The organism is Chamaesiphon polymorphus CCALA 037, from assembly GCF_003003845.1.
Taxonomy (GTDB): domain Bacteria; phylum Cyanobacteriota; class Cyanobacteriia; order Cyanobacteriales; family Chamaesiphonaceae; genus Chamaesiphon; species Chamaesiphon polymorphus.
The window spans coordinates 1-11416 of record NZ_PVWO01000154.1 but is presented as its reverse complement, the minus strand read 5'-3'; the positions used below and the strand labels follow the sequence as shown (position 1 = coordinate 11416).

The 11416-nt window shown below is 46.7% G+C and carries 13 protein-coding genes and 1 pseudogene; 9 read left to right on the top strand and 5 right to left on the bottom strand.

Annotated features, from left to right (window positions below; all coding sequences use genetic code 11):
• The 9 genes from C7B77_RS13455 to C7B77_RS13415 form a co-directional block, all read left to right on the top strand.
• A partial coding sequence (locus tag C7B77_RS13455; protein WP_245894185.1) for a DUF305 domain-containing protein occupies positions 1-536 on the top strand: 536 nt, incomplete at its 5' end.
• Positions 537-635: 99 nt separating this feature from the next.
• On the top strand, positions 636-830 hold the full coding sequence (locus C7B77_RS13450; RefSeq protein WP_106305438.1) for a heavy-metal-associated domain-containing protein: 195 nt from the start codon (positions 636-638) through the stop codon (positions 828-830).
• Positions 831-983: 153 nt separating this feature from the next.
• Positions 984-1493: a flavodoxin FldA gene (gene fldA / locus C7B77_RS13445; RefSeq protein ID WP_106305435.1), complete on the top strand. Its 510-nt coding sequence runs from the start codon at positions 984-986 to the stop codon at positions 1491-1493.
• Positions 1494-1711: 218 nt separating this feature from the next.
• Positions 1712-3457: a multicopper oxidase family protein gene (locus C7B77_RS13440; RefSeq protein ID WP_106305432.1), complete on the top strand. Its 1746-nt coding sequence runs from the start codon at positions 1712-1714 to the stop codon at positions 3455-3457.
• 87 nt (positions 3458-3544) lie between these two features.
• Entirely contained in the window at positions 3545-3994 is a 450-nt protein-coding gene (locus C7B77_RS13435) for a pyridoxamine 5'-phosphate oxidase family protein (protein WP_106305429.1), read from the top strand.
• Positions 3995-4067: 73 nt separating this feature from the next.
• Positions 4068-4574, top strand: a complete 507-nt coding sequence (locus C7B77_RS13430) for a DUF1269 domain-containing protein (protein WP_106305426.1) — start codon at positions 4068-4070, stop codon at positions 4572-4574.
• A gap of 38 nt (positions 4575-4612) precedes the next feature.
• The gene (locus C7B77_RS13425) at positions 4613-4906 is read left to right on the top strand and encodes a hypothetical protein (RefSeq protein ID WP_106305423.1); all 294 of its coding nucleotides are present in this window, start codon (positions 4613-4615) and stop codon (positions 4904-4906) included.
• A 40-nt stretch (positions 4907-4946) separates the two neighbouring features.
• Entirely contained in the window at positions 4947-7211 is a 2265-nt protein-coding gene (locus C7B77_RS13420) for a heavy metal translocating P-type ATPase (RefSeq protein ID WP_106305420.1), read from the top strand.
• Positions 7208-7726, top strand: coding sequence for a cupredoxin domain-containing protein (locus C7B77_RS13415; protein WP_106305417.1), 519 nt, complete (start codon positions 7208-7210; stop codon positions 7724-7726). The genes C7B77_RS13420 and C7B77_RS13415 overlap by 4 nt, the downstream gene beginning before the upstream one ends.
• A gap of 45 nt (positions 7727-7771) precedes the next feature.
• Here the strand turns inward: C7B77_RS13415 and C7B77_RS13410 are convergent, their stop codons facing one another.
• The 5 genes and pseudogenes from C7B77_RS13410 to C7B77_RS13395 form a co-directional block, all read right to left on the bottom strand.
• On the bottom strand, positions 7772-8125 hold the full coding sequence (locus C7B77_RS13410; RefSeq protein WP_106305414.1) for a hypothetical protein: 354 nt from the start codon (positions 8123-8125) through the stop codon (positions 7772-7774).
• 142 nt (positions 8126-8267) lie between these two features.
• Positions 8268-9584, bottom strand: a complete 1317-nt coding sequence (locus C7B77_RS13405) for a mechanosensitive ion channel family protein (RefSeq protein WP_106305411.1) — start codon at positions 9582-9584, stop codon at positions 8268-8270.
• A 122-nt stretch (positions 9585-9706) separates the two neighbouring features.
• Complete coding sequence (locus C7B77_RS31425; protein WP_281261356.1) at positions 9707-10015, bottom strand: cation efflux transmembrane domain-containing protein; 309 nt, start codon at positions 10013-10015, stop codon at positions 9707-9709.
• Positions 10016-10160: 145 nt separating this feature from the next.
• Positions 10161-10316, bottom strand: a pseudogene (locus tag C7B77_RS31420) (cation efflux transmembrane domain-containing protein); the annotation flags it as partial.
• A gap of 81 nt (positions 10317-10397) precedes the next feature.
• Positions 10398-11416: HAD-IC family P-type ATPase (locus tag C7B77_RS13395; RefSeq protein ID WP_146138310.1), on the bottom strand; the 1019-nt coding region annotated here is incomplete at its 5' end.

The window sequence follows — 11416 nt, the reverse complement described above, 5'->3', positions numbered from 1 at the left end:
TGAGTTCATCTCCCAACTCATCTAGTCAAACTATCTCCGATCGAGATTTTCTGACGATGATGACTGCCCATCACCAGCAAGCAATGGAGATGGCGAATTTAGCCCTCACCCGTGCGAAGCGTCCTGAAGTCAAACAACTCGCTCAGAAGATTATCAAAGACCAAAAGAGCGAGATTCAAACAATGGCAACTTTATATAAAACCGCTTATGGCACAGCAATTCCGTCCATGACAATGGGCGGTGGCATGATGGGCAAGGATGGCAATTCGATGAATGGCATGAATGGCATGAATGGCATGAAAATGGATATGAATGCTCTCACAAATGCCGCTGATTTTGATAAAGAATTTTTGCAGCAGATGAGTGTCCATCACCGGACAGCAGCTCAGATGAGTCAGATGGTGCTAAAGACGACCAAATCGCCACAAATTCAGACACTAGCTCGGTCGATCGTTAAAACTCAAACCGCTGAGATCGGTCAGATGCAGAAGTGGTATCAAAGCTGGTATAAATCTAACCTGCCAAATAACACTTGAAATTAAAGTTTATCGATCCTCTTGACTCTCTAGCTGACTAGAGAGTTGAGAATAAGCATAAGTACATCTAAAACGCGCTCATTGAGGTGCCAACGAACAATGAATATCCAACTAAATATTCCTAACATGGCTTGCTCTGCCTGTGGTGAAACGATCTCCAAGGCAGTAATCGCGATCGATCCTACAGCAACCGTGCAAGCCGATCCCAAAACTAAGCAAGTCAAGATCGAAACTCAAGCCTCTCAATCAGCGATCGAGAGTGCCATTACAGCGGCTGGCTACCAAGTAAATTAGCATAAATTAGAGTTCCAAACGGAGAAATCCCCCTCATTGGTACCTTGACTTTGCATAAACGATCGTCAGTTTGCTAAATTACCCAAAATTCATCGATTGTGTTGGTTATGGTACTGACATTGCCGATTATCGAAGCTAATTGGAGCTATATATATGTCTAAAATCGGTCTTTTTTATGGTACCCAAACAGGCAAAACAGAAGCAATTGCCTCGATGATTCAAGAACAATTAGGTACAGATATTGTAGACCTCCATGAAATATTAGATGTCCAAGCTGATGATTTTGATAACTACCAACATCTAATTATCGGCGCACCGACATGGAACGTTGGTGAGTTATCGAGTGACTGGGAAGATTTCTTTCCTAACCTAGATGACATTGATTTTAACGGCAAAACCGTAGCTTACTTTGGGGTTGGCGACCAAACTGGCTATCCTGATAGCTTTATGGACGCGATCGGAATTCTCGAAGAAAAAATTAGCGCGCTAGGTGGGAAAACTGTTGGTGCTTGGCCGACTGATGGCTATGACTTTAATGAGTCACGGGGTGTCCGTGACGGTAACTTCATCGGTTTAGCTCTCGATGAAGACAACCAAGGAGATTTAACCGAGTCGCGTATTAAAACTTGGTCGGGTCAGGTCAAACAAGCATTTGGCATCTGAGCATCACTATTAAGGATTGGTATTCCTCAAAATCTCTAGTCAAAATCATATGACAGGGTATTTTCGACTAATTCTTATTGAAGTATTTTAACAGCCTAAGCTAAATTCATTTGAATTTCATCTTAGGCTGTCAAACTGGAAGTTAAGTTAGATTTACTATCTCAATAACATTCGCTCGGTAAGATCTAATCGGACAAAATAACCTTAATGATACCTTCATGAATAAGAACGAGCTGCCCCTTAAAGGCAGTCATCAATATCCTCTAACCCGTCGCAGTTTCATTCGAGGGGGTGGCATTGCCAGCGGACTGATCCTCAGTAGTGGCATTCACAGCCTGCTATCGAGTTGTTCGTCTCCATCTTCTACCACGAAAATACCTGATAACAACACTGTAGCCCGCACCCCGAATCCGAAATTTATTCCCGATCTGGAAATTAACCTCAAAGCTGCACCGAAAACGGTGCAAATATTGTCGGGACAACCAACCCAAGTTTGGTCTTATGCAGCAGAGCTGGTCAAAGGCGATCCAAACAGCTTACAAGCTATTCCCGATAGTTATTTAGGCCCGATTATTCGCGTTCGTCAAGGTCAGCGCGTTCGCGTCAACTTCCAAAACAATCTTCCCCAAGGACAGCCCAGTATCGTCCATTGGCATGGTCTAATTTTGCCAGAAGATATGGATGGACATCCTCGGTTTGCGATCGATCCTGGGCAAACATACGTCTATGAGTTTGAGGTAGTTAATCGGGCGGGTACGAACTGGTTTCATCCTCATCCAGACATGCTGACAGGGCAGCAAGCCTACGCTGGCTTGGCGGGGTTATTTATCGTCACAGATCCAGAAGAAGCCGCTCTCAAGCTACCTACAGGGGCTTATGAAGTACCGATCGTGTTGCAGGATCGTACCTTAGATGCCAGTAACCAACTCCTTTATTTGGGTAGCAAAATCGGTACGCCTCGTAATGGTGGTGGTATGGGCGGCATGGAAGGAATGGGCGGAATGTCACAGGGTAACTCTAGTCAGTCGAGTGGAGGCATGGATGACATGGGCGGTATGATGGGCTTCCTGGGCAAACAGCTCTTCGTCAATGGTAAACCCGACTTTACCTTAGCTGCGGCAACGCGAGTCTACCGCCTCCGCATTCTTAATGGTTCTAACGCCCGCATCTACAAGCTAGCATGGAGTAATGGCGATCCCTTGACCGTTATTGGCACCGATGGAAGCTTGCTGAGTCAGCCTGTCACTCGCAAGTACGTGATGCTGGCTCCAGGCGAGCGGCTCGATGTTTGGGCAGATTTTAGCAAGCTGAAAGTTGGGACGCAATTAGCTCTCAATAGTCTGGCTTTCTCTGGAGCCGAGAATGTCGATGGGAATAGTATGGGCGGGATGAGTTCTAGTAATGCCCCAGAACTTGGTGCGGCGATGACCCTATTTAACGTCAAGATCGCGCGGACAGAAACAGAAACTTTGCAGATTCCCAGCAAACTAGCCGCTCTACCCTTATTGCGTCCAGAAGATGCCATTAATGCCGCCCAGCCGCGTCCGGTTGAGCTTTCGCTCCAAGGGATGAAATGGGTGATGAATGGTAAACCCTTTGAAATGAATGTGGCAACACCGCAAGAAACCGTCAAGTTAAATTCGATCGAACAGTGGGAGATTATTAACAAACTCAATCCTGGAGCGATGATGGATGCCAAGGGGATGGCGCACCCCATCCATCTCCACGGCGTACAGTTTCAAGTCATTAGTCGCCAAGTGTTACCAGAACTTGCCACCGGATGGCAAACAGTTAAGGATGGCTATGTGGATGAGGGTTTGAAAGATACTGTGATGGTGATGCCAGGTGAGCGAGTCAAGCTGCTAATGAAATTTGAGAAATACAGCGGCTTATTTACCTACCATTGCCATAACTTAGAACACGAAGATGCTGGCATGATGCGAAATTATCGAATCCAGGGGTAACACTTCGCAGCTCTATACCCGATCCTTGTTAACAATTTTCTCGACCTAGAGACTACGCCAAAAATTAGATTTTCAGGAAAATAATTTATGTTAGATATCGATGAAATGGGACAGGACGAGATCCGTGAATTGCTGCACAAAGTAGGTTACGGTCATCTTGGTTTTATTCATGAAGGCAAACCCTGTGTGATGCCAATGCACTACTATCTCAAAGATTCGGACATATATCTATTTACCACAGTCGGGATGAAGACTCATGACATGGACGCAGCTCCAGATATTTGCCTCCAAGTTGAAGAAATACATAGTCCCAAGCATTGGCGGAGTGCAATCGTGATGGGACGTGCCAAGCACGTCACAGAGCAGCCAGAAATCGATCTCGTGATGGCATTAGTTAAACAGCGCGATGCAACACTTTCTCCGGCAATTAATCGAACTTGGACAGACTCTTGGGGACGTGCAGAGGTAATTTCCATCTACCGGATCGATCGAGGCGAGATGAGTGGACGCACGACTGATGGAGTCAGCAGTCGGTGAAAATCGAAATTATCGAGTAAATGCCTAAGTATTATATCCATTTCAATTACCAAATTTCATTTACCGAAAAATCATGAGCGACCTAATTGTTATCGGCTTCAAAGATGAGTTCAAAGCAGATGAGGTTTTAATAGAGCTGAAGAAACTCGAACTAGAGTATTTAATCGACTTGGAAGATGCGGCTGTTGTGGTCAGAAATCAAAAAGGTAAAGTTAAAATTAAGCAAGTCCAGGAACTTATTACTGATGTTGCCGTGAGTGGAGGCTATTGGGGATTGCTGCTTGGCATCATCTTCCTCCATCCCATCTTGGCTGTTTTCGGTGTAGCCGCTGGAGCAATTTCAGGAGCATTAACCGATGTCGGGATTGACGACAATTTTATTCGCGATATTGGTAGCACGATCGAGCCTGGGACTTCTGCCATCTTTGTGTTGGTAAGAAAAGCAACACCCGATAAAGTTTTGGCAGATCTAAGTAGATTTGAAGGCAAAGTTTTACGAACTTCATTATCAAAAGAAGACGAAGCAAAATTACAAGCTGCTTTAAATAAGAGTGAGGTTATTGAAAATGCGAGTTCTTAAAAACTTTGAAGTTAATCTTACTAGAACAGGTAATCCACATGACTAACAATAAGTCTCTTCAGTTTCGCAAATTTCACCGAGCGATCGCGCCAATTATGGCACTACCACTGCTGATCTCAGCTATTACAGGTTCGATTTACCAAATTACAGATCTGTCTGGAAAAGAGGTGAAATGGTTATTGGAGGTGCATAAAGGTAACTTTGGCTTGCTCAAGTTAGAAACCATTTATCCCTTTCTCAATGCACTAGGGTTACTCGCGTTGCTGGCTACTGGAACTTCGATGTTATTACAAACGCGGCGAACTCCAAGACGGCGGACGGAAGAAGATTAATAACGCACTCAGATCGATCGAATAACTGGGATGAAAATATATGGAAGAGCTAAATCTCAAACTCAGAGGGATGAGTTGCGCCTCCTGTGCCAACAGCATCGAGCAAGCAATTCTCGCCGTGCCAGGGGTAGTAGAAGGTAACGTCAATTTTAGTAGCGATCGAGCAACCGTGCGTTACGATCCTAAACGGACTAGGATCGACACGATCGCTAAGGCAGTTGCCGATATCGGCTATGAAGCCCAAATTATCCCGTCGGATCTCGCGCCTGAAGACGATTCGGAAACGATCGGGCAACGACGACAAGAGCGAGATCTTCAGCGTCGAGTCATAATTGGGGCAACGCTCAGTGTCCTCCTGATGTTGGGCACATTGGGTCATTTCAATCTCAGACTGCCTGGTGCGCTAGCCGAGCTGGAAAACCCCTGGGTGCAGCTAGTTCTGGCAACACCCGTTCAGTTTTGGGTAGGTAGAGAATTTCATCAATCGGCGTGGAAGGCATTTCGCCATCGCACGGCGGACATGAATACGCTGATTTCGATCGGTACGAATATTGCTTTTTTCTATTCCCTGTGGATAACGATAACTCCTAATTATTTTACCGATCGAGGCTTGTTAGCCCAAGTCTATTATGAAGTGTCGGCGGCGATCGTCACTTTGACGCTGTTGGGACGGTGGTTGGAAAATCGTGCTAAGGGGGCAACTTCAACGGCAATTCAAGCTTTGATGGGGCTACAGGCCAAAACAGCGCGGGTGATAAGAGATAATGTCGAAATGGACATTCCGATCGGGGAAGTCGCACTGGCTGATACTGTAATAGTGCGCCCTGGTGAAAAAATCCCCGTTGATGGGCGAGTTTTATCGGGATATTCTACTGTCGATGAGTCGATGCTTACTGGTGAGAGTTTGCCAGTTGCCAAACAAGTCGGCGATGAAGTTGTCGGCGCAACGCTCAATAAGATGGGTAGCTTTCAATTTCGGGCGACGAAAATCGGTAAAGATACCGCGCTGGCGCAAATTGTCAAACTAGTTCAACAAGCCCAAAATTCTAAAGCTCCGATCCAAAAGCTCGCCGATAATATCACTAGTTGGTTCGTCCCAGTAATTATCGCGATCGCGATAATTACTTTTGTCGTCTGGTTTCTGGCGATCGGGAATTTCACTTTATCGATTGTCACGATGGTTGGTGTATTAATTATCGCCTGTCCCTGCGCTCTAGGTCTAGCCACGCCGACATCAGTTACCGTCGGCATCGGTAAAGGGGCAGAACATGGCATTCTGATTAAAGGGGCAGAAAGTCTAGAACTCGCCCGCAAAATCCAAACGATCGTACTGGATAAAACGGGCACCATTACTCAAGGTAAGCCAGTTGTCACCGATACTACCTCAATCCTCGATCTAATTCCTAACAGCCCTGGCGTGCTAGCCCCACTGACTTTATGGCGATCGATCGGTGCTTTAGAAAGCAACTCCGAGCATCCCCTAGCTGAAGCCTTGTTGCAATATGCTCGCGAACGCAGTAAAGATGCCCAATTACCTACTGTCGAACATTTTGAAGCGATCGCGGGTAGTGGTGTAAAAGGTATCGTCGAAGGGCGACAGATCTCGATCGGCACCCAACGCTGGTTCGATGAAATGGGACTCGATCTGTCGGCATTCCAAGTCGAGCAACAAGCCTTAGAAAATGCTGGAAAAACTGTGGTTTTTGTAGCTGTTGATGGGCAGTTGCAAGCAGCGATTGCGGTTGCCGATACTGTCAAACCTAACTCTGCCAAAGCGATTCAAACCTTGCAGAGAATGGGCATCGAAGTAATAATGCTCACTGGTGATAATCAGCGTACCGCCAAAGCGATCGCCGAGCGAGTTGGGATTACTCGCGTCTTAGCCGAAGTCCGCCCCGACCGAAAAGCCCAAACGATTCAGACTTTGCAAGTGAAAGAGAAAAAAGTTGTAGCAATGGTGGGAGACGGCATTAATGATGCTCCGGCTTTGGCTCAGGCTGATGTCGGGATGGCGATCGGCACGGGTACGGATGTCGCGATCGCTGCTTCTGATATCACGCTGATTTCGGGGGACTTACAGGGGATTGTGACGGCAATTCGGCTCAGTCGTGCCACGATGCAAAATATTCAGCAAAATCTATTCTGGGCATTCGGTTACAACGTGCTGGGCATCCCGCTAGCTGCGGGAATCCTGTTCCCATTTACTGGCTGGTTGCTCAATCCGGCGATCGCGGGTGCGGCGATGGCGTTTAGTTCGATTTCAGTTGTCCTTAATGCTTTGAGATTAAAAGGAGTGAAAATATGAAACTGGCAGCAATCTCGATCGGGGCAATGCTCTCGATACTTCAAATGAGCGGCTCCGCCAATGCTCAAATGGGTGGAGGATCTCCAATGCAAATGCAGCCCTCGCCCACAAATAACTCGTTTCGTCAGATCGAGCAGCCTTTACCTATCAAAGTTGGCGTGGTACTTGGTGGACTGACGCTGATTGGTGCCGAACTCTGGTGGTTTCTGGGACGCAAACAACAGAAACAACAAGCGACTCAAAGTAATGGGGTGCAAGAGATATTAGTAACGGTTGATGGTGGCTATCGTCCCGATCGGGTTGTTGTTAATAATGGCGAACCAGTGCGGTTGTCATTTCATCGATTAGACAGTAATTCTTGTCTGGATGAAGTGTTAATTCCCGACTTTGGAATTAGCACCCGCTTACCCGTCGGGCAAACAACAACTGTTGAATTTACCCCGACGAAGGCAGGAGAATATACTTTTACTTGTGGAATGAGAATGTTTCGGGGAGTAATTGAGGTGACATCGTAGCTATGTTATTTCAAAACTTCTTCAAGTGAATAATGACTAAAGTATTCAGTGAGACAGATGCCCAGCCGGACTTTTCGGCACTTCAGGTCGATCGAAATCTACTTTGGGTGAATCGAGTTGAATCAAGCTCATATTCACTCGACCGACACTAACTACTCCCATCGTAATCGCACCAATACTAAACAGCCCCATTGAAACTAACCCGATGGAAACTACGCCCATCGGTACCAATCCAATCGAAATCAATCCGTGGGGAATTATCCCAATTGAAATCAACCCGTGAGGTGAGATCCCGATCGAAAAAATCCCATCATGAGGGGCAATGCCAATCGATAACAGCTTCCGTTTTTTCGGTCGATGCTCCAGCGGAGATGCTGCGGTAATGCGATCGTTATTCATTTAAGTTGAAGTTAGATAAGCAGACCAGCCATCATAAGAGCGATCTGTCTACTTGTCAAAAGACACACCGTCATACTTCACCAGTTTATTCACCATCCGTTTACCGATCGCTCGTGACAGGATGAAAATGTAGACGATCGATTTAATCGTGATGGTTTAAATTTGAATTTGTATTCTTCAATGCGGCTTGCCATTGTTCTGTCTGACGAGGTGTCAACATTCTGACATCAGGGTCGGGTAGTCCAATTTCAGCCGCTTTCAAAGCAGCAACGATCGTCAGTCTAACTTGAGAGGTGGTGGCTACGAAATCCGATTGCCGCGAATCTGTCCAGAACCGAGCTTCGATGACAATATCGTCTTGTCCCAAGTCCCGAACGCGGATCGAAACAGCGGGTTCTGTCAGTACACCATCCGTTGCCTGAACCGCCGCTCGAACAACATCGATCGCCTGTGGCAAATCGCTATCATAGCCAAGAAATAAAGTCACACTGCCCCGACGAGTGGATGCGGCTGTGTTGTTGACAATCCGCGAGGTGAACACTTCGGCATTAGGCACCAGCACCACTCGACCATCGTAAGTACGGAGTTGCGTCGCTCTTAAATCGATCCGTTCGACATTACCTTCTGTTTCCCCCACAATAATCTGGTCGCCTAACTCAAACGGACGCAACACCAAGATCGAGATGCCGCTGATGAAATTAGAGAGAATGTCTTTGAGGGCAAAACCGAGTGCCAAACTGGTTAATCCTAAACCTGTGGCAACGGCTTGCGGATCGAAGCCAAAGGCATCGATCGCCACGATAAACCCTAAGATCCACACCGCATAGTAAGCGACCTGTTTAATCAGATTCTCAACAGTCAGGTCTTCGACGATCCGCCGGAAGATGAGCCGCATCAACCAGCGAACGAAGGTAGCGATCGCCCAAAATAATCCGAGCGTCAACAAGGCAGCAAGAGCGCGGGGAATAATGACAGTGGCAGATTCGATCGATCGTCCGAACGCAGTTTCAATCGAGGATCGGACTTCTGCGACGAATCGACCACCTGGAGAAAGTCGGCGGTTACTCGCTCGTGCTAATGCAGTGTCGATCGCTTGCGCCCATTGCGTTGTCAAGACCTTCACTGTTGTCAGATTATCCTGAGCATCCGTCTCTGTCACAGTCACTACTGGAACACCTGCGATCGCGATCGTCCGATCGGTTGTATTCGCACTTATTGGTTCGATCCGAGGCGTGGCAATCGCATCGGGATTTTCTAGCAAGCGATTCATCCGCCGCTCGATTTGGCGGGCGCGTGCAGTTGCATCTAGTTCCCCAACTGTCCCCACCCGAAATACGGCTCGTCCGTCCAGCCGCACCGTTACCCGTTCGGACTGTGCTACTGCTGAAGGAAGGAACAGCAAGATCGCCAGCAAAGTCGCGATCGTTTTCAGCAAGAATCGTTTGAATGCAGCGTTCACTATAATAATTTTTGACTACATTAATAGACCTGTCCAGAATATAAATCGATCGCGTGACTATTCAGTGGTTAATCCCGCGAAGCTAGGTGCAGTGTAAATTAAATTGTACGTTAGATCGCAGGTTAGATAACCGTAGTCTTTTGGGGTAAATAGCTTGAATCTTGTCTGAGCATTTGCCATGCCGATTTAATCAGCGATAGCGCACTCAAGCTAATTATTAGCACCACTAGTAAACTAGCCGCCGCATCCGCCCACAGCCAATCGAACCAATATATCGCACTAGCCGCCACAATCGCACTCAACGCACCAGTCGCATCCGCAACCCCATGTAAGAAAACTCCCCGCAGATTCAAATCTCGGTCGCGATATCGATATAGTAAGTAGACTGCAAAACCGTTCGCAGCTAGGCTTAATCCGGCTACCAGCAACATTGGTAAAGAAGCCACCGATTCGGTCGTTTGTAGATGCTTCACCGCTTCCATGGCAATTTAAGAAGGCGATCGCGCCCAAGCTCATGCCATTAATTAACCCAATCCACGCCTTCAACCGCCGCTCGGTTTGGGAGGTACGATCTAATGGTTGACTTTTTACCACCCAAGCCGCGATGAAAGTTAGTCCCAATGTCAATAGATCTGCAAATAAATGTCCCGCTCCGGCTAATAGCGATAGACTATGACTCCAAATTGCGGTGCCTAATTCGATCGCAAACAAGACAATCCGCAATCCTAGCACAATCCACAATAGCGATGCTTGAGGCTGGATATTATCGATTTCTAGCTTACTCAATATTTTCTGCTCACTTGAGATTGACGATCATTTCAAGACTCTAGTAGCATTAAAAATTGCCACTAATGCCACACCGACATCAGCAAATACCGCTTCCCACATCGTGGCTAATCCCATCGCACCTAAGCCGATGAAAATCGCTTTAACTGTCAGCGCAAGGATGATATTCTGTATGACAATCGTGTGAGTCTTCTTGCCCACCTGAATCGCTTCGGCAACTTTTAAAGGTGCATCTGTCATCAAGACGACATCCGCAGTTTCAATCGCTGCATCCGAACCCAATCCACCCATTGCAATCCCCACATCCGCTCTGGCAATTACAGGCGCGTCATTAATTCCATCCCCAACAAAGGCAACTTTACCTTTTTTGTGAAATTCTCCAAGCAGTTTTTCGATCGCCGCTACTTTATCTTCAGGTAATAGCTCCGCCGCAAAAGTATCGACACCCAAAGTTTTCGCGATTCGTTTCGCGACAGCTTGCGAATCCCCCGTTAGCATCATCACCCGCTCGACACCTGCTGCTTTGAGATCGTGAATCGCTTGAACCGCATCTTCTTTGATTTCATCAGCAATGATAATATAACCAGCGTAAATTCGATCGACTACCAGATGCACGACAGTACCCTCAACATCACATGTATCATGAGGGATATTCTCGCGGTGCATCAACCGATCGTTACCCGCCAATACTAGCTTTCCTTCAATCGTTGCCTGAATGCCGTGGGCGGCAATTTCGGTATAATTAGAAACCGTAGATTCATCAATCGGTCGCTGATAAGCTACTACAATCGATCTGGCGATCGGGTGATTAGAATTTACTTCTGCTGCTGCTGCAATGTGTAACAAATTATCTTGCTTAAAACCATTATAAGGAACAATTTCCGTTACTTTAAATACACCCTTAGTTAAAGTACCAGTCTTATCAAACGCGATCGCTTTAACTCCTGACAAAGTATCTAAGAAAGTCGCTCCCTTTACCAAAATTCCTCGTTTAGCGGCCCCGCCAAGACCTCCAAAATAGCTGAGTGGAATACTAATTACCAATC